The 22995-nt window shown below is 73.8% G+C and carries 19 protein-coding genes; 10 read left to right on the forward strand and 9 right to left on the reverse strand.

Annotated elements, in window-relative coordinates; translation table 11 throughout:
* Positions 1 to 63 precede the first annotated feature (63 nt).
* Positions 64 to 894 carry an ammonia-dependent NAD(+) synthetase gene (gene nadE, locus ACIQE0_RS18405; protein ID WP_402333209.1) on the forward strand — a complete coding sequence of 277 codons (831 nt, stop codon included), beginning with the start codon at positions 64 to 66 and terminating at the stop codon, positions 892 to 894.
* Positions 895 to 1073: 179 nt separating this feature from the next.
* A complete protein-coding gene (locus ACIQE0_RS18410; protein ID WP_402333212.1) occupies positions 1074 to 1442 on the forward strand; it encodes a hypothetical protein in 369 nt (122 codons plus the stop codon).
* A gap of 69 nt (positions 1443 to 1511) precedes the next feature.
* Here ACIQE0_RS18410 and ACIQE0_RS18415 read toward each other — a convergent pair whose 3' ends face one another.
* The 7 genes from ACIQE0_RS18415 to ACIQE0_RS18445 form a co-directional block, all read right to left on the reverse strand.
* Positions 1512 to 2396: a cytochrome c biogenesis CcdA family protein gene (locus tag ACIQE0_RS18415; RefSeq protein ID WP_366330741.1), complete on the reverse strand. Its 885-nt coding sequence runs from the start codon at positions 2394 to 2396 to the stop codon at positions 1512 to 1514.
* Complete coding sequence (locus ACIQE0_RS18420) at positions 2393 to 3160, reverse strand: DsbA family protein (RefSeq protein ID WP_402333215.1); 768 nt, start codon at positions 3158 to 3160, stop codon at positions 2393 to 2395. The genes ACIQE0_RS18415 and ACIQE0_RS18420 overlap by 4 nt, the downstream gene beginning before the upstream one ends.
* A gap of 120 nt (positions 3161 to 3280) precedes the next feature.
* Positions 3281 to 3694, reverse strand: a complete 414-nt coding sequence (locus tag ACIQE0_RS18425) for a hypothetical protein (protein WP_402333218.1) — start codon at positions 3692 to 3694, stop codon at positions 3281 to 3283.
* A gap of 320 nt (positions 3695 to 4014) precedes the next feature.
* Positions 4015 to 4548 carry an ATP-binding protein gene (locus ACIQE0_RS18430; protein ID WP_402333221.1) on the reverse strand — a complete coding sequence of 178 codons (534 nt, stop codon included), beginning with the start codon at positions 4546 to 4548 and terminating at the stop codon, positions 4015 to 4017.
* A 272-nt stretch (positions 4549 to 4820) separates the two neighbouring features.
* Positions 4821 to 5588 carry an enoyl-CoA hydratase-related protein gene (locus ACIQE0_RS18435; protein WP_366330745.1) on the reverse strand — a complete coding sequence of 256 codons (768 nt, stop codon included), beginning with the start codon at positions 5586 to 5588 and terminating at the stop codon, positions 4821 to 4823.
* A gap of 52 nt (positions 5589 to 5640) precedes the next feature.
* Positions 5641 to 6858 carry an Ig-like domain-containing protein gene (locus ACIQE0_RS18440; RefSeq protein WP_402333225.1) on the reverse strand — a complete coding sequence of 406 codons (1218 nt, stop codon included), beginning with the start codon at positions 6856 to 6858 and terminating at the stop codon, positions 5641 to 5643.
* A gap of 201 nt (positions 6859 to 7059) precedes the next feature.
* A complete protein-coding gene (locus ACIQE0_RS18445; protein WP_366330747.1) occupies positions 7060 to 8334 on the reverse strand; it encodes an Ig-like domain-containing protein in 1275 nt (424 codons plus the stop codon).
* A 346-nt stretch (positions 8335 to 8680) separates the two neighbouring features.
* On the opposite strand from ACIQE0_RS18445, the gene ACIQE0_RS18450 reads away from it, so the two are divergent.
* Together ACIQE0_RS18450 and ACIQE0_RS18455 are read left to right on the forward strand one after the other, a co-directional pair.
* The gene (locus tag ACIQE0_RS18450) at positions 8681 to 10537 is read left to right on the forward strand and encodes an ABC transporter ATP-binding protein (RefSeq protein WP_402333229.1); all 1857 of its coding nucleotides are present in this window, start codon (positions 8681 to 8683) and stop codon (positions 10535 to 10537) included.
* Complete coding sequence (locus tag ACIQE0_RS18455; protein WP_402333232.1) at positions 10534 to 12417, forward strand: ABC transporter ATP-binding protein; 1884 nt, start codon at positions 10534 to 10536, stop codon at positions 12415 to 12417. The genes ACIQE0_RS18450 and ACIQE0_RS18455 overlap by 4 nt, the downstream gene beginning before the upstream one ends.
* A gap of 90 nt (positions 12418 to 12507) precedes the next feature.
* Here the strand turns inward: ACIQE0_RS18455 and ACIQE0_RS18460 are convergent, their stop codons facing one another.
* Both ACIQE0_RS18460 and ACIQE0_RS18465 read right to left on the reverse strand, forming a co-directional pair.
* Entirely contained in the window at positions 12508 to 12714 is a 207-nt protein-coding gene (locus ACIQE0_RS18460) for a DUF397 domain-containing protein (RefSeq protein WP_402333235.1), read from the reverse strand.
* Positions 12701 to 13597: a helix-turn-helix domain-containing protein gene (locus ACIQE0_RS18465; RefSeq protein ID WP_402333238.1), complete on the reverse strand. Its 897-nt coding sequence runs from the start codon at positions 13595 to 13597 to the stop codon at positions 12701 to 12703. The genes ACIQE0_RS18460 and ACIQE0_RS18465 overlap by 14 nt, the downstream gene beginning before the upstream one ends.
* Positions 13598 to 13964: 367 nt before the next feature.
* On the opposite strand from ACIQE0_RS18465, the gene ACIQE0_RS18470 reads away from it, so the two are divergent.
* From ACIQE0_RS18470 to ACIQE0_RS18495, 6 genes are all read left to right on the forward strand, one after another.
* Positions 13965 to 14138, forward strand: coding sequence for a hypothetical protein (locus tag ACIQE0_RS18470; RefSeq protein WP_384098235.1), 174 nt, complete (start codon positions 13965 to 13967; stop codon positions 14136 to 14138).
* Positions 14138 to 14413, forward strand: a complete 276-nt coding sequence (locus ACIQE0_RS18475) for a hypothetical protein (protein WP_402333241.1) — start codon at positions 14138 to 14140, stop codon at positions 14411 to 14413. The genes ACIQE0_RS18470 and ACIQE0_RS18475 overlap by 1 nt, the downstream gene beginning before the upstream one ends.
* Before the next feature lie 183 nt (positions 14414 to 14596).
* Positions 14597 to 16336, forward strand: a complete 1740-nt coding sequence (locus ACIQE0_RS18480) for an ABC transporter transmembrane domain-containing protein (RefSeq protein ID WP_402333244.1) — start codon at positions 14597 to 14599, stop codon at positions 16334 to 16336.
* Positions 16333 to 18210, forward strand: a complete 1878-nt coding sequence (locus ACIQE0_RS18485) for an ABC transporter ATP-binding protein (RefSeq protein ID WP_402333247.1) — start codon at positions 16333 to 16335, stop codon at positions 18208 to 18210. Before ACIQE0_RS18480 ends, ACIQE0_RS18485 begins: the two co-directional genes overlap by 4 nt.
* 355 nt (positions 18211 to 18565) lie before the next feature.
* The gene (locus ACIQE0_RS18490) at positions 18566 to 20875 is read left to right on the forward strand and encodes a M4 family metallopeptidase (RefSeq protein ID WP_402333250.1); all 2310 of its coding nucleotides are present in this window, start codon (positions 18566 to 18568) and stop codon (positions 20873 to 20875) included.
* Positions 20876 to 21171: 296 nt separating this feature from the next.
* Positions 21172 to 22800: a M4 family metallopeptidase gene (locus tag ACIQE0_RS18495; protein ID WP_366330754.1), complete on the forward strand. Its 1629-nt coding sequence runs from the start codon at positions 21172 to 21174 to the stop codon at positions 22798 to 22800.
* Positions 22801 to 22995: the final 195 nt, after the last annotated feature.

A 22995-nucleotide genomic window follows, 5' to 3' on the forward strand; every position in this document is an offset into this window, starting at 1 on the left:
CTCCGCGTGACCCGCGTCGCGCGGCTGGGGAACAGCGCGTGACGAACAGCGTAAGGAGCACCGGTGACGGACCAGGCGGCCAAGGCCCTGCAGCAGGAGATAGCCCGCGAACTCCAGGTGACCGCCGAGTTCGACGCCGTGCGGGAGATCGAACGCCGGGTGTCCTTCCTCACAGCGCAGCTGACCTCCGCGGGGCTGCGCTCCCTGGTGCTGGGGATCAGCGGCGGGGTCGACTCCACCACCGCGGGCCGGCTCTGCCAGCTCGCCGTGGAGCGGGCCCGCGCCGAGGGCCACGACGCGGCGTTCCACGCGATGCGGCTGCCCTACGGCGAGCAGGCGGACGAGAAGGACGCGCAGCGGGCGGTGGAGTTCATCCGCCCCGACCGCCTGCTGACCGTCGACGTCAGGCCGGCCAGCGACGCCGCGCTGGCCGCGGCCGTCGAGGGCGGCGTCGTCTTCCGTGACGCGCACCACCAGGACTTCGTGCACGGCAACATCAAGGCCCGCCAGCGCATGATCGCCCAGTACGCGGTGGCCGGCGCCACGAGCGGCCTGGTGGTGGGCACCGACCACGCCGCCGAGGCGGTCTCCGGCTTCTTCACCAAGTTCGGCGACGGCGCGGCCGACGTGGTCCCGCTGACCGGGCTGACCAAGCGCCGGGTGCGCGCCGTCGCGCAGGCGCTGGGCGCCCCCGCCGAGCTGGTCCACAAGGTCCCCACGGCCGATCTGGAGACCCTCGACCCGGGCAAGCCCGACGAGGACGCGCTGGGCGTCGGCTACGACCAGATCGACGACTTCCTGGAGGGCGAGCCGGTCGAGGAGGCCGCCTTTGGAGCGATCGTCGGGCGCTACCGCCGCACCGCCCACAAGCGGGCGCTGCCGATCGCTCCCTGAGGCGGGCGGGGCGGGCCCACCGCGGGCCCGCCCCGCACCGTCCGGTCACCCGCCGGCAACGCAGCGGTCACCGGCCCGGTGCTAAACCACGGGTCGCAGCGGGCATGCATCCGGCCATGGGAAGCCACGAAGTGCGATCGGAAGATCAACTGTCAGTGGGGCCGCTTACTCTCCACGACATGGGTGACGCACGCCTGCACGAACTCCAGACCGCGCTGACCACTGCCTCCGACCTCGCCTCCGCGCTCCGCTCGGCACCGACCCGGCAGGACGCCGACCGACTCGTCGACGTCCTCCGCCAGGCGCTGACCGCCGCCGGCTCGCTGGGGGCCCTCACCACCGGCCCGACGGGCTGTGCCCTGCACCCGGGCGGTGCGGTGGACCCCCTCTACGGCGACCCGGAAGACCCGCTTCCGCCGGGCTACGGCAAATGCCTGCTGTGCAACGACCGCCGGCGCCGGGCGGACGCGCAGCCGGGGCACGTCCGCCCGATCGCCCGCCCGCGCTCCCGCCCGCATCCGGGCTGGCACCGGCGCCTGAGCGCGTAACGGCGGGGCGGGGGCGCCTGGGCCGCTTCTGACGGATCTCCGCGGCGTCGGATATCCGTCAGAAACGCCCTAGTTGGACGCGCTGCCGGAGTCGTCCGCCTCCCCTTCGCCGCGCCCCGCCCCGGCGTCCCGTTGGCGTTCCGGTCGCAGGGCGATCCGGCCGAGCACCGCGGCGACGGCCAGCGCGGCCACCGCGAGCAGGACCGCGTCCGGTACGCCGTTGCCCAGGCGGGCCGCCCACTCCTCCAGGTGGGCCTCGGTGTCCGCGTCGAGGATGCCGGGCAGCGCGCTGGTCCCGTTGAAGGTCAGGAACAGCACGCCGATGGCGATGAAGAACAGCCCGGAGAGCACGGACGTGGTGTGCAGCCGCAGCCGGCCCAGCGCGAACTCCCGGCCGCGCAGCCAGCGCCGGGTGCCGAGCCGGAAGCGGTCCCACAGCAGGGCCAGCAGGAACAGCGGCAGCGCCATGCCCAGCGCGTAGACGGCGAGCATCGAGGCGCCGTAGACCGGGGAGCCGCTGACCGCGGTCACGGTCAGCACCGCGCCCAGGATCGGCCCGGCGCAGAAGCCCGCCAGGCCGTAGACGCAGCCGAGCAGGAAGGTGGAGAGCGCGGTGCGCGGGGTGATGCGGGCGGCCGCGGCCTGGGCGCGCCGGGAGGCGAAGCCCAGGCCCAGGATCTGGGCCACGCCGAGGGCGATGACGATCCAGCCACCGAGGGCGATGAGCAGGTCGCGGTGGCCGTTGAAGAGCCGGCTGGCGGCCGTGCTGGCCGCGCCCAGCGGCACCAGGGTGGTGGCCAGCCCCAGGTAGAACACCCCGGTGCGGGCCAGCAGCCGGCCGGGGCCGGCCAGCGAGTACGCGAAGAACGCCGGGAGCAGCAGGGCGCTGCACGGACTGATCAGCGCGAGCGTGCCGCCCAGGAACGCGGCGAGGTAGCCGATGTCGGTGGTCACTTCCGGGCCCCTGCTCCGCCGTGCCGGGCGGCCTTGGCGGCCTGCTCGATGGCCTGCTCGAAGACCTGGGACTCCTGCGCCCCGGCGACCGGCCGGCCGTTGATCAGGAAGGACGGGGTGGACTGCACGCCGAGCTGGTAGCCCTCGTCCTGGTCCTTCTTCAGGGCCTGCTCGGCGGCCGGCGAGTTCAGGTCGGTGCGGAACGCGTCGAGGTCGGGGACGCCGGCGGTGCGGGCCATGTCGACCAGCTTGTCCTCGGCGAGCGCGTCGCCCTTGCGGGTCTTGGCGTAGAGGACGTCGTGCAGCTGCCAGAACCTGCCCTGCCGGCCGGCGGCCCAGGCGGCGCGGGCGGCGCGCTCGGAATCGGCGCCGAAGACGGGGAAGTTGCGGAACTCGATGCGCAGGGTGCCGTCGTCGACGAACTTCTTGACCAGGGCGGGCTGGGTCTCGCGGCTGAACCGGCCGCAGAACGAGCACTGGTAGTCGGCGTACTCGACCAGCACGACCGGGGCATGGGGCTTGCCGAGGGCCAGCGGGTCGCCGGCGGTGCGGCGGACGGTGCGCCGGGCGAGGTCGTCGTACAGCTTCTGCTGTCCGTCGTCCTGGCCGGGGCCGGTGTGGGCGGTGGCGGCGGGGGCGGCGGTCTCCCGGCCGTTCTCGATGGTCCTGCCGACCGCGACGGCGAGCGCGACCAGCGCCACCACCAGGGCGAGGACCGCGCCGATGGCGGCGAGTTTGCGGGCGGGCGAGGCGGAAGCGGACATGCGAAAGCTCCTGACGTACGGAAGGGATGTGCACAAGGGCGGCCCGGGGCCGGTCGGCACGGTCCCGTCGTCCGCCGGGAGGGCGGGCGGGAGGGTGGCGACGGGCCCGCGCGGGGCGGCCTATATCCGCAGTACGGGCAGGAGCGCGGTGTGGTCCGTGGCGGGGCCGGCGCCCGTGGGCGGGCGGGCCAGGGCGAACTGGTGGGGCAGGTCGGCGGCGAGCGGCCCGGCGCCGGTGGTGTCCGGGGCGAGCGGCTCGGCGCGGTGCGGGGCGGGCAGCGGGGCGCTCTCGCCGGGGCTCGGCGCGCGGTGGCCGGAGCAGTTCTTGATGCCGTCGGCGACCGCGATCGGGGCGGTGGCGGCGGGCGGTGCGGCGACCGGGTCCGCGAAGACGCTCCGCCCGTTCGCGACGGCCGCGGTGGCGCGGCCCTCGCGCCACGCCTGGTCGCCGCCGGTCCGGCACAGCAGCGCCCCGAAGGCGACCGCGAGGAGGAGCAGCAGGGTCAGCGTCGCCGAGCGGCGCAGCCGGTGCATGGTCCCTCCCCCTCGGTGTCGGCCCGGGTCTTCCGGTTCGTCCCATCCTACGGACCGCCGGCGCCGCACGTCCGCGGTGGCACAGCTCACCCCGGAACACCCCTCCATTGATGGCGAGATGTCCCTCTTTTTCCGCTTTGCCGACTTTGGTCGACGGCGGGGCGGCCTGCCATAGTCGTCCGCGGCGACCCCCGCCGGCGCGGGCCCGGTCGCCTCCGGTCGCGCGGGCACCCCCCTTCCGCCCGCGGACGGCCGGGAACTGGGGCTCACCCCGCGGCATCCCCGCGGGAGGGCCCCAGTCCCGTTCCGCGGGCGGGATCTCAGCGGTCGGTGACCCGGACCTCGAACCAGGTCGTCTTGCCGCGCGGCAGCAGGTCCACGCCCCAGCGGTCGGAGAGCTTGTCCACCAGGAAGAGCCCGCGGCCGCTGACGTCCATCGCCTGCACCGGCATCAGGCAGGGCAGCCCGCGCGAGGGGTCGCGGACCTCCACCCGGATCCAGCCGCGGCGGCGCAGTATCCGCAGTCCGAACGTCCGGGCGCCGGTGTGCCGTACAGCGTTGCCGACCAACTCGGAGACCAGCAGCACGCCGTGCTCGGCGAGCTGCGGCGACAGGGACCACTGCTTGAGGAGGATGGCGGCGGTCAACCGGCGCGCGGTGCGCGCGGACTGGGGGCGCGAGGGGAGTCTGACCTCGCCCAGGGTCGGGTCGCCGACCAGGTCGATCCCGACGGGCACCGGACCGGCCGGGGCCGGGGCCGGGGCCGCCGGCCCGTCCGCCCCGGGCACTTCCCAGCGTGCGGCGGCCGCCCCGCTCTGCGGCCGCGGCTGCTCCACTCCATCGAGACCCGCCATGCCCCCATGATGGCGGCCCGGCGCCGCCCCGGGGGGCGGAACCTGCGGAATCCGTTGTCCGAAACCGCCGGGCCCGCGCCTCCCCCGGACCCACGCGGACGGCAGCGGGAGCCCACGTCACCGCGCTGACCTGCGACGACCTTCCGCGGATGGCGGCGCGTCACCGGCCGCCGGCGGGGCCCCGGTACGGCGCGACGGGGCGTGCGGCCATTCGCCCGCACGAGGCACGACCGCCCGGCCAAACCCCGCCCGCCCCGTCAACCCCGGTCGTTTCAGAGGAACTTGGCCTTGCCGGGGCCGTCCTCGACGAAGCTCCGCATGCCGATCTCCCGGTCCTCGGTGGCGAACAGCCCGGCGAACCAGGTGCGTTCGACCGTCAGCCCGGTGTCGATGTCGGTCTCCAGCCCGGCGTCGACGGATTCCTTGGCGGCCCGCAGCGCCAGCGCCGGCCCGGACGCCAGCCGCGCCGCCCAGGCGTGCGCCTGCGCGTAGACCTCGTCGGCGGGCACCACCCGGTCCACCAGGCCGAGGGTGAGCGCCTCCGCGGCCTTCACCTGGCGGCCGGTGAAGATCAGGTCCTTGGCCTTGGCGGGGCCCACCAGCCGGGCCAGCCGCTGGGTGCCGCCGGCGCCCGGGATCAGGCCCAGCAGGATCTCGGGCTGGCCCAACTTGGCGTTGTCGGCGGCGATCCGGAAGTCGGCGCAGAGCGCCAGTTCGCAGCCGCCGCCGAGGGCGTAGCCGGTGACCGCGGCGACCACCGGCTTGGGGATCCTGGCCACGGCGGTGAAGGAGTCCTGGAGGGCCTTGGACCGGACGACCATGGCGGCGTGGTCCATGGCCTGCATTTCCTTGATGTCCGCACCGGCCGCGAACACCTTCTCGCCGCCCCAGATCACGACCGCGCGGACGTCGTCGCGGCGGCCGACCTCCTCGGCGAGCTCGCGGAGCCGGTCCTGGGTGGCGACGTCCAGGGCGTTCATCGGCGGGCGGTCCAGGCGGATGGTGCCGACGCCGTCGGCGACCTCAAGATGCACAGTCATGCGGGCAGGTTAGTACGCGTTAACGCCGCGCGCCGCCCTGCCCCTGACCGTCCTACCCGGCCTGCCACTTCGCCCAGGAGAGGTTCCAGTCGCCGAAGCCGTTGTCGGGCTGGACGGTGCCGTCGTGGGAGTTCTTGACGATGACGACGTCGCCGATGAGGGAGTTGCGGTAGAACCAGGCCGCGGGGGTGTCGGGGTCGCCGCCGCCGCGCTGGTCGTAGAGGCCGACGCAGCCGTGGCTGGCGTTGCGGGTGCCGAACGCGGCCCGGCCCGACCAGTAGTTGCCGTGGATGAAGGTGCCGGAGGTGCTCAGCCGCATCGCGTGCGGGACGTCCTTGATGTCGTACTGGCCGCCGAAGCCGACGGTCTGGCCGTTCATCCGCGTCACCGGGTGCTTCTCGCTGATCACCATCTGGCCGTTGTAGGTCTCGGTGCCCGGGGCGCCCGCGCTGATCGGCACGTTCTTGAGGGTCTTGCCGTCGCGCACCACCGTCATCCGCTTCGACCGGGCGTCGACGGTGCTGACCTGGCTGCGGCCGATGGTGAAGGAGACCTCCTTGGCCTGGGTGCCGTAGACGCCGGGGCGGCCCTCGACGCCGTCGAGGGCGAGGCGGAGGGTGACCTTGGTGCCGGGGGCCCAGTACTTCTCGGGGCGGAAGTCGAGGCGGTCGTTGCCGAACCAGTGGCCGGCGATCGGGACGGCGGGCCGGGCGGTGACCGTGACGGCCCGCTCGACGGCCCGGAAGTCGGTGATCCCGCGGGTGAAGCGGATCGAGACCGGCATCCCGACGCCGACCCGCCGGCCGTTCTCCGGGCTGTACCGGCCGATGAAGGTGTGCTTCGGGACCAGCGTGGTGAACGTGGTGTGCTGGGCGGCCCGCCGGCCCTTGGCGTCCACCGCCACCGCGTCGACGGTGTACCGCGTCGAGGCGCCGAGGTGGCTGCTGGGCCGCCACACTCCGGCGGATATCTTCCCGCCCACCGCGTGGCCCTTGGCGTCGGTGACCTTGACCGAACGCAGCGTCCCCTGCTGGGCGGTGACCTTCAGGGCGCCGCTGGTGGCCACGTCCCGGGCGCCGTCCCCGGGCGCTATCACCACGGCGGCCTGCGAGGCCGCGGGCCGCGCCGCCCGCCCGGACGTCTTGCCGTCCGCGTCGCCGCCGCAGGCGGAGAGCAGCATCAGCGGAGCGAGCAGCAGCGCGAGCGCACCGCCCGCGCGGTGCGCCGGCCGTCGGCGCACCGGCTCCCCCGGCTTCGGCTGGACGTTCATGACTGCCCCTTCCCCCTCGCACGACCCCCGTCACCCCGCACCCGGACGACGTCGGCCGGGCGCCTGCCGGCATAGGTAACCACACCGCACCGACAGTCAACTCCCCCCGCAGGTCACCGTTTAGTCGCGGGCGGCGGGTGTCCTCGCGGGCATGCGTACGAGCGGCGGGGGGTCGCGCGCGGGCGCGGGGCAGGGGCGGGCTCAGCGCAGCGCGCTGCCCGCCCGCCAGGCCGGCCACGGCATGTTCCAGCCGCCCAGGCCGTTGTCGGGCGCGACGGTGCGCTCCGGGGAGTTGCGGACCTCCACGGTGTCGCCGACGATCGAGTTCCGGTACAGCCAGCCGGCCGGGGTGCCCGGGGCGCCGCCCCTGACGTCCATCAACCCCACGCAGCCGTGGCTGGTGTTGAGGCCGCCGAAGACCTCCGGCGCCGCCCAGTAGTTGCCGTGCAGGAAGGTGCCGGAGCGGGTCAGCCGCATGGCGTGCGGCACGTCCGGGATGTCGTACGCGTCGCCGAAGCCGACGGTGTCGCCGTCCATCCGGATCGCCGCGTGCCGCTCCAGGATCACCATCGCCCCGTTGTGCGTGGGGTTGGTCGCGTCGCCGGCGGTGACCGGCAGGACGGCCAGCACCCGTCCGCCGCGGCGGACGGTCAGCGTGTGCCGGGCGGTGTCGACGACGCTGACCTGGTCCCGGCCCACCCGGTAGTGGAGGGTCTTGTACTGGACCCCGTAGGCGCCCGGGCCGGTCCGCACCTCGCGCAGCCGCAGCCGGACGGTGAGGCGGGTGCCCGGCCGCCAGCGGCGGCGGGGACGGAAGTCCAGCCTCCGGTGGCCGAACCAGTGCGCGGCGATCTCGACGGCGGGCCGGGCCCGGACCGTGATCGCGCGCTCGGCGGCGGCGCGGTCGCCGACCGGCCGGTTGAAGACCAGCGAGAAGATCAGGCCGGTGCCGACCGTGGTGCCGCTCTCCGGCGAGTAGAAGCCGATGACGCGGTGCGCGGGCGCGAAGGTGGCGAAGGCGGTGTGCCGGGTGGTGCGGTGGCCGGCGCCGTCCAGCGCGACCGCGTCCACGGTGTACCGGGCGCCGAGTTCGAGGGAGTCGGACAGCGGCCGCCAGATCATCCCGTCCCGGGAGATCCGGCCGGCGACCGGCTGCCGGCCGCCGCCGAGGGTGCGGTGCACCTCGACCCGCTCCAGCCGGCCCGCCGGCACCCGGACCTCCAGCCGCCCGTTGGCCCGTACACCGCGCGCACCGTCGGCCGGGACGATCCGGATGGCGTCCTCCGGGGAGGGCGGCGCGCCCCCGAGGAAGAGGTCCGGACCGCCGCAGCCGGCCAGCGCCGCCGCGCCGATGAGCGCGGCCGGCAGTGCGCGGGCGGCCCAGCGGAGGCGGGGCGGGCGGCGACCGGCAGGTGCGCGGTCCGCGGCGCGACCGTCGGTGCCGTCCCCTGGTCGGTGCTCCTGATGGCCGGTCATACGCCGGATTGTGACGGATGATCCCGGGCTTGGGCGGTATGCCGCGTATCGGGATATCCGGGAGGGGTCGCGCGGCGCGCCCCGGGCGGTGCGGCGGGCGCCGTACGGGCCGCGGCGGGCGGACCGGGGAGGCGGAGCGCGGGGAGGCGGGGCGCGGGGGTGCAGGCGCCGCCGGACCGAGGGAGCGGAGCCGTCCGGAAGAGGCTCCGCTCCCTCCATTCTCTCCATCTGACATCTCATCAACTCGCGGCACTGCAAGAGGTGTTATGAGCCGCACCGGCTCGTTCCGGACGGCCGGGGAAATCCGGGTGAGCATTGTCAGTGGTGCGCCTTACGCTCGCGGGTGATGGCCACGACCATGCGTTCGACGTCTCCCGACGAGCGGACCGGAGCGGTACGGCGCTCCGCGGTGCGCTCGCTGCTCCGCCTGTGGCCGTTCGTCCGGCCGGTGCGGGCCCGGTTGTTCACCGCCGCGTTCGTGGCGGTGGTCGCGTCCTGCATCTCGGTGGTGATTCCGCTGGTGCTCAAGTGGCTGGTGGACGGCCCGGTGGCGCACGGGGACACCGGCGGGGTGTGGCGCGGCGGCGGGTACCTGCTGCTGCTCGGGCTCGCCGAGGCGCTGCTGTTCGGGCTGCGGCGGTGGCTGGTGGCCCGCCCGACGGCGGCGGTGGAGGCGTCGATGCGCGAGGCGCTCTACCGCCATCTGCAGCGGCTGCCGGTGGCCTTCCACGACCGCTGGGCCTCCGGGCAGTTGCTCTCCCGGGCCACCACCGACCTCCAACTGCTGCGCCAGTTCCTGGTCTTCCCGATGACGTTCCTGCTGGTGAACGGCGCGACGATCGCGGTGGGCGGCGCACTCCTGCTGGCCCAGCAAGGGACGCTGGGGCTGGTGCTGATGGCACCGGTGCTGCCGCTGATGCTGATCTGCTCGGTCTTCCAGGCGAAGTACGGGCGGGCCGCCCGTACGGCCCAGGACCAGGTCGGCGATCTGACCACGGTCGTCGAGGAGTCGGTGCTCGGCATCCGGATCATCAAGGGGTTCGGGCGGCACCGCAGCCAGGCCCGCGCGTTCCGGGAGCTGGCCGGCGCGGTCCGCGGCACCGAACTCGCCAAGGCCCGGCTGCTGGCCGCGATCTGGGGCGTCAACACCCTCCTCCCGGAGCTGGCGTTGGCCGCCGCGCTGCTGCTGGGCACGGTCCAGGTGGCCGACGGGCAGCTGTCCACCGGCACCCTCGTCGCGTTCCTGTCGATGGCGCTGGCGCTGCGCTGGCCGGTGGACTCGATCGGCTTCCTGCTGGCGATGAGCAGCGCGGCGGCGACCGCCGCCGACCGGTACTTCGAGGTGCTGGACGAGCCGCCGGTGAAGGAGAGCGGCACGGCCCGGCGGCCCGGCGGGCACCCCGAACGGGCCGGCGGCGGGCTGGTCTTCGAGGGGGTGGAGTTCCGCTATCCCGACGCTCCCCCGGACGCCCCGCCCGCCCTGCGGGGCATCGATCTGCACGTCCGCCCCGGGGAGACGATGGCGCTGGTCGGAGCGACCGGCAGCGGCAAGACCACGCTCACGGCACTGGTGCCGCGGCTCTACGACCCCACCGCGGGCCGGATCACCCTGGACGGCCGGGACCTGGCCTCGCTCACCCGCGAGGAGGCCCGGACGCTGGTCGCGGTGGCCTTCGAGGAGCCGACCCTGTTCTCCACGACGGTGGCGGAGAACGTCCTGATGGGCGCGGCGGACGACCGGGAGGCCGAGCGCGCGGCGGATCTGGGGCGGGCGCTGGGGGTGGCGCAGGCCGAGGAGTTCGTCGGCGCCCTCCCGCAGGGCGCCGCCACCGCGGTCGGCGAGCAGGGGATGAGCCTGTCGGGCGGGCAGCGGCAGCGGCTGGCGCTGGCCCGCGCGGTGGTCCGGCGGCCGCGCTTCCTGATCCTGGACGACCCGCTCTCCGCGCTCGATGTGCACACCGAGGCGCGGGTGGAGGCGGCGCTGCGCGAGGTGCTGGCCACCACCACGGCGCTGGTGGTCGCCCACCGGCCGTCCACGGTGCTGCTGGCCGACCGGGTGGCGCTGCTGTCCGGCGGCCGGATCGCCGCCGTCGGCACCCACCACCAACTCCTGCGGGAGAACGCGGAGTACGCCGCGCTGATGTCGGGCGGCCCGGGGCGCGGCGGCGCTCCCGGGCGGGACGAGGGGGAGGGCGCACGATGACGACGACGGAGACCGGCCGGCCGGCCGACGGCGCGGGGAGCGACGCCCCCGGGCGGCGGCACACCCCGGACGGCGCCGCGGACACCGCCCCGGACGCCGTCGAGGCGGATCTGCTGCCCACCCCGAAGGGCGCCTCCCGCGCCCTGCTGGGTTCCCTGCTCGCCCCGCACCGCCGCCGGGTGGCGGCCGCCACCGCCACCCTGCTCCTGCAGCAGGCCGGTGCGCAGGCCAGTCCGCTGCTGGTCGCCTACGCCCTGGACCGCGTGGTGCCGGCTCTGCGGGCGGGCGACCACGGCCCGCTGCTCCTCCTGGCCGCGGCGGCGACCCTGAGCGCCCTGGCGGCCGGCGGCCTCCAGTGGGTCTTCGTCCGGCTCTCCGCCCGGGCCGGCCAGGACGTCCTGCTCGATCTGCGCGGCCGGATCTTCCGGCACGCCCAGGCGCTCGGCCTGGACTTCCACGAGCGCTACACCTCCGGCCGGCTGATATCCCGCTCCACCACGGACGTCGAGGCCCTGCGCGAACTCCTCGAAGAGGGCCTCCAGGAGCTGGTCACGGTCGTCCTCTCGACGGTCTACATCACGGTGATGCTGCTCTGGCTGGATCTGGGCCTGGGCGCCGCGGCGCTGCTCTCCGCGGTGCCGCTGGCGCTGCGGGTGCGCAGCTTCCGCCGCCGCTCGCAGCGGGCCTACCGCGCCAAGTCCACCGCCATCGCGGCGGTCATCGTGCGGTTCGCCGAGACCCTGGGCGGTATCCGCCCGGTGCAGGCGTTCCGCCGCGAGCGGGCCAACGACGCGGCCTTCGCCGGGCTGAACTCCCGGCACCGCCAGGTCAACGGCGACGCGATCCTGGAGATGGCGCGCTATGTCGTCGGCTCCCGCACGGTGGCCAACATCGCGGTCGCGGCCATCGTCCTGTGGGGCGCCTACCGCGTCGCCGCCGGCTCGCTCGCCCTCGGCGTGCTGGCCGCCGCGACGCTCTATCTCCGCCGGCTCTACGACCCCATCGACCGGCTCGGCATGTTCCTGAACGCCTACGAGTCCGCGGCCGCCTCACTGGAGAAGATCGCCGGGCTGCTGGCCCAGCGGCCGTCGGTGGCCGAGCCGGCGGACCCGCGCGCCCTGCCGCCCGCCGCTTCCGGCCGGCCGGGCCGCGAAGTGGCCTTCCGCGGCGCCCGCTTCGGGTACCGCACCGGCGGTGAGGTGCTGCCGCGCTTCGACCTCACGCTGGCCGCCGGCACCACCGTCGCGGTGGTCGGCGCCACCGGGGCCGGCAAGTCCACCCTCGCCCGGCTGCTCGCCCGGTTCCACGACCCCACCGAGGGCCGGGTGCTGCTGGACGGCGTCGATCTGCGCGAGCTGTCCGGGGCCGAACTGCGCCGTGCGGTGGTGATGGTGACGCAGGAGCCGTTCCTGTTCTCCGGCACCGTCGCCGACAACATCGCGCTGGGCCGCCCGGACGCCGACCGCGCCGAGATCGAGCGGGCCGCCCGGGCGATCGGCGCCGATGACTTCATCACCGCCCTCCCGGACGGCTACGACACCGATGTCCGCAAGCGCGGCGGCCGACTCTCCGCCGGGCAGCGGCAGTTGGTCGGTTTCGCCCGGGCGCTGCTGGCCGACCCGGCGGTGCTCATCCTGGACGAGGCGACCAGCTCGCTGGACATACCGGGCGAGCGGGCGGTGCAGCGGGCCATGGGCGCGGTGCTGCGCGGCCGTACGGCGCTGGTGATCGCGCACCGGCTGTCCACGGTGGAGACCGCCGACCGGGTGCTGGTGATGGCCGACGGCCGGATCGTCGAGGACGGCGCCCCGGCCACGCTCAGCACCGGCGGCGGGCGGTACGCGGCGCTGCACCGGGCCTGGCGGGAGAGCGTGGCATGACGTCCCCCTCATCACCGAGTAGCCATCGGTGAGCACCCCTGCAAACGGCCACCCTCGACGTGGTCGCGGGTGGCCGTCTGGCGTGCGACCTCAGTGGCGGAACTCTCCACCCTTGACGGCGCCGACGAACGAGGACCAGCCGTTCACCGTGAAGACCAGCGCCGGGCCTTGCGGGTCCTTGCTGTCTCGGACGGGGACAACGCCGGGAAAGCCGTCGGCAACCTCGATGCAGTTGGAATTGGAATTGCTGTAGCTGGACTTCCGCCACGTTGCATGATTGAGATCAGCCCTGTCCATACTGCCCTGCCGTTTCGAGAATCAGGCGCCGCGAGTCCTCTTCGCTCAGCGCCATACTTGAGATGTTCCGGAACGCCATGTCGTACTGTTCGACCTCGCTCGGCCTGTCCAGGTAGAGGTCTCCCGTGTACCCGTCAGCGAAGACGGTTGGCGGTTCAGCCGTCTTGCCGCCCCCGACCGTCGGGAAGCGCAAGATCGTGAACTGCCCCGACATGACCCCTTCATGGAGCCCTGCCGCGAAGGGCACAACCCTGACCGTCGCATTGGGCAGCCTGCTGACGTCGACCACGTGCCGTAGCTGCCCTGCCATCGTCTTGCGCCCACCGACGGGGCACCTCAACACTGCTTCGTAGAGAACGACGGAGAGCGCCGGCGGGTTGATCACCCTGGTGATCAGTGATCGACGTTTGACCCGAAGCTGAACGCGTCGCTCTATCTCCGCCGGATCCCTGTCCGAGTGGCCCGCCGCAATGATCTGGTGCGCATACTCCCCGGTTTGCAGCAGGCCGGGCACCAGGGTGGCTTCGTAGACGTCGAGTTGGGATGCGGCTTCTTCCAGTCCGATGTAGAGGTCGAAACCTTCGGGAATCACATCGCCGTACGCGTGCCACCACCCCCGCGCTTTCGTCTCTTTCGCAAGAGCCGTCAGCGCCTTGGTCAGGTCGGGCGGCGCTTCGTACACCCGGCACATCAACTCGACCTCATGGCTACGAGTCGAGGTCTTGCCGGACTCGATCCGCCACAACGTTGCCGTTGATCGCTCCAGTTCCTTCGCTGCCGCTTTTGCGGTGAGTCCAGCCCGTTCGCGCAGTTCGGTCAGATGTCGCCCAAGTTGCCTACGCGGCACGGTCGAACCAGTCGGTCCCGCCGACTCGTCTGACATCCCCCCTCTTCCCCGTGAACGCGAATCTGAAATGCCGTCGCACTCAAAATGAAATCAGCGGAGTGAGCGACTTGCAACAGCCGTCAACCAGTTGAAGCGACTTCAAATGAAGTCCTGCAAAAGTGCTCGCCACTGGAGCACGCATCGGGAAGCAGGCCCGCCAACTCCCTGACAGATCAGGCGAGTTGCGGCAGGCATGAAAAGACCCCCGCGACGCGGCGAACGTCCGGGGGCATGGCCGCAACTACAAGGGAGTTGACAGCCTGGCCAACGCTACCGGGAGGCTTCCCACGGCGCCGCCGCGCCTGCCGCGCCGGATTCACGGCGTGGAGGTGGGGAGTTGACGCCTCCGAACCTGAGTGGGCCCGTGCACCTGCCGGACCCCGGTGCGAAACCTGAGGCGCAGCCCGTTGCCGGGTGCGACGTGTGCGGGGCGCTGGAGCGGCAGCGGGCGCAGGCGCGGGCCACCGGCGACCGGTCGAAGGTCACCGACTGCAATGTCGAGATGCGTCGCCATCCGCACGAGAGCGCGGTGCGGTGATGGCGGCGGAAGAGGAGGATCGCGCGGCCGACGAGGCGGCGGGGGCGCTCTGGAGCCTTGAACTCGCCCTGGCGGCCGGGAAGATGGCGTTCCCGGGGCTGGACCGGCAGCCGGATGCCGCGCGGGAGGGCTTCAAGGCCCGTAACGGGTGGATGGACGAGCTGACCGACGCGGAGGTGGATGAGATGCAGCGGGCTCTCGACGCCTCCCTCGACGCCGTTCAGGGCGCGGGCGGCGAGGAGGCCCCGGAGCGGCCGGTGGAGGGCATGCCATGACAGCGCCGGCCCCGCCTCGCACCTAAGAGCGCTCCCGCAACAGGGACCCCAACTCGTCCACCGGCGAGGGCAGTTTATGGTGGTCAGCGTTCCCCGTTGGCCGAAAAGCCCCCTGCCCCGCTCCGCAGCAGCCCGTCCCCACTTCGCCCTGAGGGGCGGAGCATCCACGGAAAAGGAGGCCCGATGGCCGACCCCGGGGTCCCGGACCACCGCGGTCCGCTGCGCTACCTGTGGTGGCTGGTGACGAGCCAGCGGCGGCGGGTGGCGGCCGGATCGGTCCTGGGCACGCTGTCGATGGTGGGGCAGATGCTGCCGCCGTACCTCCTGTCCCAGGCCGTCGACGACGGCCTGACGCCCGGGCACTGGGGTGCGCTGGCGGCCTGGTCGGCGGTGCTGCTCGGGGTCGGCGCGGCCAACGCGGGCCTGGGGACAGCGCGGCACCGGACGATGACCAGGGTCCGGCTGGACGCCAGTTGCCGCACGGTGCGGGTCCTGGTGGCGCAGACCCTGCGCCTGGGTGCGGCGCTGCCCCGCCAGGTGAGCGCCGGCGAGGTCGTCACCATCGGGATCGGCGACGTCGCGGTGATCAGCCAGACGCTGACGATGACCGGTCCCGGTCTCGGCTCGCTGCTGGCGTACGGGGTGGTCGCGGTGCTGCTGCTGGGCATCTCGCCGCTGCTGGCGGCGGTGCTGCTGCTCGGGGTGCCGGTGCTGGCGATCACGGTCGGCCCGCTGCTGGGACGGCTGGAGGGCGTCGAGGCCCGCTACCGCGAGCGGGAGGGCGGACTGGCGGCCCGGCTGACGGATCTGGCCGGCGGGCTGCGGGTGCTGGCCGGTCTGGGCGGCAAGGAGGTGTTCGCGCAGCGGTACGACCGCGAGGCGCGGGCGCTGCGGGGCCAGGGCTACCGGGTCGGCGCGGTGACCAGTTGGGTGCAGGCACTGGGGATCGGGCTGCCGACGCTGTTCGTGGCCGCCGTGACCTGGCTGGCGGCCCGGATGGCGGCCCAGGGCACCCTCACCATCGGCGAGTTGGTGGCGGTCTACGGCTACGCGGCGGCGCTGGTGGCACCGGTCACGTACCTCATCGAGGCCGGCTACGGCCTCACCCGGGGAACGGTGGCCGCCCGCCGGGTGGTGCGGTTCCTGGCGCTGCGGCCGGACGGCCGGGCCGGGCAGCCCGACGACGGGGCCACCGGGGCGGACGGCGCGGAGTTCCGCGATCCGCCGGCGGTGCCGTCGGTGCTCCGCGACCCGGTCTCGGGCGTCGAGGTGGTCCCCGGTGCGCTGACCGCGCTGGCCGGCGACCGGCCGGCGGACGGGGCGGCGGTACTGGACCGGCTCGGCGGCTTCGCGGCGTCCGCGGCGACCTGGGGCGCGGTGCGGCTGGACGCGATCGAACCGGCGCGGCTGCACGCCCGGTTGCTGGTGGCGGACAACGAGGCGGACCTGTTCGCGGGCACGCTGCGCGAGGTGGTGAGCGGCCGGCGGGAGCGCGACCGGGAGGCGATCGAGGCGGCGCTGCACACCGCGGTGGCCGAGGACATCGTGCAGGGGCTGCCGGCGGGGCTGGACAGCCCGGTGGCAGCGGGCGGCCGGGATCTCTCCGGCGGGCAGCGGCAGCGGCTGCGGCTGGTCCGGGCGCTGCTGGCCGATCCGGAGGTGCTGCTGGCGGCGGAGCCGACCTCGGCGGTCGACGCGCACACCGAGGCGGCCGTGGCGGCCCGGCTGCACGCGGCCCGCGCCGGCCGCCGGACGACGGTGGTGACCACCACCTCACCGCTCGTGCTGGACCGCGCGGACACGGTGTACTACCTGGCCGACGGGCGGGTGGCGGCGGTCGGCAGCCACCGTGAACTCCTCGGCACGGAAGCGGGATACCGGCGCCTGGTGGCGCGCGGCACGGGCGAGGAGGAGACGTCATGACGGTGACCGCGCGGCGGCCGGCGGCGCGGGGCGGACGGTCCGCGGACGACGGGCTCCCCGACGGCGCCCTCCCGGTGGCCGACCGGGCCGCCACCCGCCGCGCCGCACTCGCCCTGATCCGCCAGGACGGCCGCGCCGTCGCCCTGGTGCTGGCGCTGAACGCGCTGGCCGCCGGCGTCGGCCTGATCACCCCCTGGCTGCTCGGCCGGATCGTGGACGCGGTGCGCGACGGCGGCGGGGTGGCCGCGGTGGACCGGCTGGCCCCGGTGATCCTGGTGTGCGCGCTGACCGAACTGCTGCTGGCGCGGTACGCCCGGTACGCCGGCCACCGGTTCGGCGAGCGGATCGTGCAGCGGGTGCGCGGGCGGTTCGTGGCGCGGGTGCTGGCGCTGCCGCCGGCCGTCGTGGAGCGGGCCGGCACCGGCGATCTGACGACGCGCGGGACGGCCGACACCGCCCTGGTCGGGCGGACGCTGCGGGACCTGGTGCCGGAGGTGCTGATCGCCTCGGTGCAGGTGGTGTTCGCCCTGGGCGCGGTGCTGGTGCTGGACGTCCGGCTCGGGGCGTGCGGGGCGGGGCTGCTGGGGGCGGCGTGGGCGGCCCGGTGGTATCTGCGCCGGGCCCGGGCGGCGTATCTGGCGGAGGGCGCGGCCGGTTCGGAGCTGGCCGAGCAGTTGGCGGCCACCGCGGCGGGGGCCCGGACGGTCGAGGCGCTGGGCCTGGCGGAGGTCCGACGCGCGAGGGCCGAGGCGGCGGTCGACCGCTTCCGCCGCAGCCGGCTGCGCACGCTGGCGCTGCGCACGGTGTTCCTGCCCGCGGTGGAGTTCTCCCACGTCCTGCCGGTGGTGGCGGCGCTGCTGGTCGGCGGGGCGCTGCTCACGCGGGGCGCGGTCAGCCTGGGCACGGTGGTCAGCGCGGCGCTGTACCTGCGGCAGGTGTCCGGCCCGTTGGAGACGATCCTGTTCCGGGTGGAGCAACTCCAGAGCAGCGGCGCGGCGTTCGCACGCGTGGAGGGGCTGGCGGCGGCGCCCGTGGACGTGCGGGCACCTGAGGACGCCCCCGCCCCGGACGGCGACCGGATCGACGTCACCGACGTCCGCTTCGCGTACGGCGCGGCGCCCGCCGGCGACGGTCCGGAGACCGGCACGGACGGCGACGGCGCAGACGCAGACGCAGGCGACGCGAGCGGCGCCGGCGCGGCCGAGGTGCTGCGCGGGGTGACGCTCACCGTCCGCCCCGGCGAGCGGCTGGCCGTGGTCGGCCCGTCGGGGGCCGGAAAGTCCACGCTGGGGCGGCTGTTGGCCGGTCTCGACGCGCCGCGCCGGGGCACGGTCACGGTCGGCGGGGTGCCGGTGGCCGGGCTGGCTCCGGAGGTGCTGCGCCGTCAGGTGGTGCTGGTGACGCAGGAGCACCATGTGTTCCTGGGCACCGTCCGGGACAACCTCCAGCTGGCCGCACCGGACGCCGGGGACGCCGCCCTGCGGGAGGCGCTGGCCGCGGTCGGGGCGGACTGGGTGTCCGGGCTGCCGGACGGGCTGGACACCGTGCTGGGCTCCGGCGGGCACCGCCCGGACGGTTCGCAGGCCCAGCAACTGGCGCTGGCCCGCGTGGTGCTGGCCGATCCGCACACCGTCGTGCTGGACGAGGCGACGGCGCTGCTGGACCCGCGCACCGCGCGCCGTACGGAGCGCGCGCTGGCCGCGGTCCTCGAAGGCCGCACGGTGATCGCCATCGCGCACCGGCTGCACACCGCGCACGACGCGGACCGGGTGGCGGTGCTGGAGGCCGGCCGGCTGACCGAACTGGGCACGCACGAGGAGCTGGTGGCGGCCGACGGCGCCTACGCGGCCCTGTGGCGCTCCTGGCGTTCCTGACCGGCGGCGCGCGGGGCCCGGCCCGTCCGGGCGCCCCGCCCTCTACCCGGCCCCGCCCCGCCCCATACCCAACCCGCCGTCCGGTTTCCGGACGTGGAATTCGCCCAACGGACGGTTTCCGGCCATTTCATTGAAGGGCACCTGACAACCACTCGCCAGTGGTGGCACTCTTCCCGGCAGTCGCGCCCCGGACCCCACAGCGCCACCCGGCCGGCTGCGATCCCGGTGCGCACGCGCACCACACCACCCCCCACACGCTCCACAGGTTCTGCCTCGATCTGCCCGGACGGCCACTCGCCGTCCGGTCCCCCCTTGGCCGCCCGGCTCACGCCGCGGCCCCGCAGAAGGAGTCAGTGTGAGAAGCACCCCCCATAGACCCGGTCCGCAGCGGCGTGCGGTGGCGACCGGCGCGCTGGTCGCGGTCACCGCCCTCCTGGCCGTCGGCGTCCAGGCAGGCACCGGCACGGCGGCCACCCCGCACAGCGGCACCGCCGCCCGCCCCAGCGCCCCGCACGCGGTCCCCGCCGCCGGCGCGCTGCCCGTCAAGCTCTCCCCCTCGCAACGGGCCGAGCTGATACGGAAGGCGAACTCCACCACCGCCGCCACCGCGCAGCGGCTCCAGCTCGGCGCGCAGGAGAAGCTGGTCGTCAAGGACGTCGAGAAGGACGCCGACGGCACCGTGCACACCCGCTACGAGCGCACCTACCAGGGGCTGCCGGTGCTCGGCGGCGACCTCGTGGTGCACACCGCCAAGAGCGGTGCGGTCAAGGGCGCCACCAAGGCCGCCAAGTCCGCCCTCAAGGTCGCCTCCGTGACCCCGAAGGTCGCCCCGGCCACCGCCGAGGCCGCGGCGGTCTCCTCCGCCAAGTCGCTCGGGTCGACGAAGGCCGCGCCCGACCACTCCGCGCGCAAGGTGGTCTGGGCCGCCGACGGCACCCCGCGGCTGGCCTGGGAGACCGTGGTCGGCGGGCTCCAGGACGACGGCACGCCCAACCAGCTGCACGTCATCACCGATGCCACCACCGGCAAGAAGATCTTCCAGTACCAGGGCATCGAGAACGGCATCGGCAAGAGCGAGTACAGCGGCCAGGTCACCATCGGGTCCTCCGGCGCGGCGCCGAGCTTCACGCTGACCGACACCGCCCGCGGCAACCACAAGACCTACAACCTCAACCACGGGTCGTCGGGCACCGGTTCGCTGTTCACCAACTCCACCGACACGTGGGGCGACGGCACCCCGAGCAACCCCGAGACCGCCGCGGTGGACGCCGCCTACGGCGCCCAGGAGACCTGGGACTACTACAAGAACGTGCACGGCCGCACCGGCATCCGCGGCGACGGCGTCGGCGCCTACTCCCGCGTGCACTACGGGAACAGCTACGTCAACGCGTTCTGGGACGACAGCTGCTTCTGCATGACCTACGGCGACGGCAGCGGCAACGCCAACCCGCTGACCGCGCTGGACGTGGCCGGCCACGAGATGTCGCACGGCGTCACCGCCGCCACCGCCAACCTCACCTACAGCGGCGAGTCCGGCGGCCTGAACGAGGCGACCTCGGACATCTTCGGCACCGCGGTGGAGTTCTACGCCAACAACCCCGCCGACCCCGGTGACTACCTCATCGGCGAGAAGATCAACATCAACGGCGACGGCACCCCGCTGCGCTACATGGACAAGCCGTCCAAGGACGGCGCCTCGGCCGACTACTGGTCGAGCACGGTCGGCAACAAGGACGTCCACTACTCGTCCGGCGTCGCCAACCACTTCTTCTACCTGCTGTCCGAGGGCAGCGGCGCCAAGGACATCGGCGGCGTCCACTACGACAGCCCGACCTACGACAACCAGCCGGTGCCGGGCATCGGCCGGGCCAACGCCGAGAAGATCTGGTTCAAGGCACTCAGCCAGTACATGAGCGCCAACACCAACTACGCGGGCGCCCGCACCGCCACCCTCCAGGCGGCCGCCGACCTCTTCGGCCAGGGCAGCGCCACGTACAACACGGTCGCCAACACCTGGGCGGCGGTGAACGTCGGCTCCCGCGTCTCGGACGGCGGCGTCTCCGTCACCAACCCGGGCAACCAGACCAGCACCGTCGGCCAGGCGGCCGGCCTCCAGGTCAAGGCCAGCAGCGGCACCACCGGCGCGCTGACGTACGCGGCGAGCGGACTGCCCGCCGGGCTGTCCATCGACGCCGCCTCCGGCCTGATCTCGGGCACCCCGACCACCGCCGGCACCAGCACGGTCACCGTGACGGTCACCGACGCGGCGAAGAAGACCGGGACCACGTCCTTCAGTTGGACCGTCAACCCGGCCGGCAGCGGCAACGTCTACGAGAGCACCACCAAGATGGCCATCCCGGACGCCGGGGCGGCGATCACCTCACCGATCGCGGTCAGCCGCAGCGGCAACGCCCCCAGCGCGCTGAAGGTGACGGTGGACATCACCCACAGCTGGCGCGGTGACCTGGTCATCGACCTGCTGGCCCCGGACGGCACCGCGTACCGGCTCAAGAGCGCCAACCTCTCGGACTCCGCCTCCGACGTGAAGGCTACCTACAGCGTCAACGCCTCGACGAAGGCCGCCGGCGGCACCTGGAAGCTGCGCGTCCAGGACCTCTACGCGGGCGACTCCGGCACCCTCAACGGCTGGAAGCTGACGTTCTGAGGGAACCGGCAACCTGTCGGACATTCTGATGTGACAAAGACGGACACGCGCCGGACACATCGCAACAGAACGCCGCAACTCCCTCAACGAACAGGCAAGTTGGGCGCCGCTCCCAGACCTCCGGGGGCGGCGCCTCGCCGCGTCGTTCGGACGGCGCCCCACCTCGCGCCGATTATTTTCGGCCAACCTCTTTACGGGCTCCTGACATGCACGCGTTCAGCTGGCAATGTTCCCGCTGCATGTCACACCCGCATCGCTTTGCACCCCCACCTCTTGGCAAAGTTGAAGGAGCACGCGTGACCCCCCACATATCCCGTAAGACCCGTGTGACCGGTGTCGTGGTCGCCTCCGCGGCCCTGCTCGTCGCCGGCATCACCGCGGCCGGCACCGCCGGCGCCGCCCCCGCCGCCGCGCCGAACGGCGCCCCGCTGGCGCTCAGCACCTCGCAGCACTCCGAGCTGATGCAGCAGGCCACCGCCACCACGGCGCAGGCCGCCAAGGCGCTGGACCTGGGCTCCCAGGAGAAGCTGGTCGTCAAGGACGTCATCAAGGACGCCGACGGCACCGTGCACACCCGCTACGACCGCACCTTCGCCGGCCTCCCGGTGCTCGGCGGCGACCTGGTCGTGCACACCGCCAAGGGCGGCGCCGTCAAGAGCGTCACCAAGGCCACCAAGGCGAAGGTCGCGGTCGCCTCCACCACCGCGAAGATCGCCCCGAAGACGGCCGCGCTGGCCGCCCAGTCGGACGCGACCAAGACCATCGGCGCCAAGAAGACCGACGCGCAGACCCCGCGCAAGGTCGTCTGGGCCGCCAAGGGCACCCCGGTGCTGGCGTACGAGACCGTGGTCGGCGGCGTCCAGAAGGACGGCACGCCCAACCAGCTGCACGTCATCACCGACGCCAACACCGGCAAGAAGCTCTTCCAGTACCAGGGCATCGAGACCGGCGTCGGCAACAGCGAGTACGCCGGCAAGGTCGACGTCGCCTCCAAGAAGGGCAGCAACGGCTTCGAGCTGACCGACGACTCCCGCGGCGGCCACCAGACGTTCAACCTGAGCGGCAGCGAGAGCGGCAACGGCAAGCTCTTCACCAACTCCACCGACACGTGGGGCGACGGCAAGCCGAGCAACCCCGAGACCGCCGCCGTCGACGCCGCCTGGGGCGCCCAGGAGACCTGGGACTACTACAAGGAGGTGCACGGCCGCAGCGGTATCAAGGGCGACGGCAAGGGCGCCACCTCCCGGGTGCACTACGGCCAGAACTACGTCAACGCGTTCTGGGACGACAGCTGCTTCTGCATGACCTACGGCGACGGCGAGGGCAACAACAAGCCGCTGACCGCCCTGGACGTCGCGGGCCACGAGATGTCGCACGGCGTCACCTCCGCCACCGCCGGCCTGGAGTACAGCGGTGAGTCCGGCGGCCTGAACGAGGCCACCTCGGACATCTTCGGCGTCTCCGTCGCGTTCCACGCGAACAACGCCCAGGAGCCGGGCAGCTACTTCATCGGCAAGACCATCGACATCAACGGTGACGGCACCCCGCTGCGCTACATGGACAAGCCCTCCAAGGACGGCCAGTCCCTGGACAACTGGAGCGCGGACGCCGGCAACGTGGACGTCCACTACTCCTCCGGCATCGCCAACCACTTCTTCTACCTGCTGTCCGAGGGCAGCGGCGCGAAGGACGCCAACGGCGACCACTACGACAGCCCGACCGCCGACGGCTCGAAGGTCACCGGCATCGGCCGGGACAAGGCCGAGAAGATCTGGTACAAGGCGCTGACCACGTACATGACCTCGACCACCGACTACAAGGCGGCCCGCGAGGCCACCGTCAAGGCGGCCACCGACCTCTACGGCGCGGACAGCGCCGAGGTCAAGGGCGTCGAGTCGGCCTGGACCGGCGTCAACGTCAAGTAACACCGCCCGGCGCCGCGAGGCGCCAACAGGCAACGCACCGCGGCCGATTGGCCGCACCGCACCGGCGGGGGGGGGGGGGGGGGGCCCCCCCCCCCCCCCCCGGGGTGGGGGGGGGGCCCCCCCCCCCCCCCCCCCCCCCCCCCCCCGCCGCGCCCCCGCGCCCCCCCCCCCCCCCCGCGGGGGGGGGGCGCGCCC

This window comes from Streptomyces sp. NPDC093097 (genome assembly GCF_044754325.1).
In the GTDB taxonomy this organism is placed as follows: domain Bacteria; phylum Actinomycetota; class Actinomycetes; order Streptomycetales; family Streptomycetaceae; genus Streptomyces.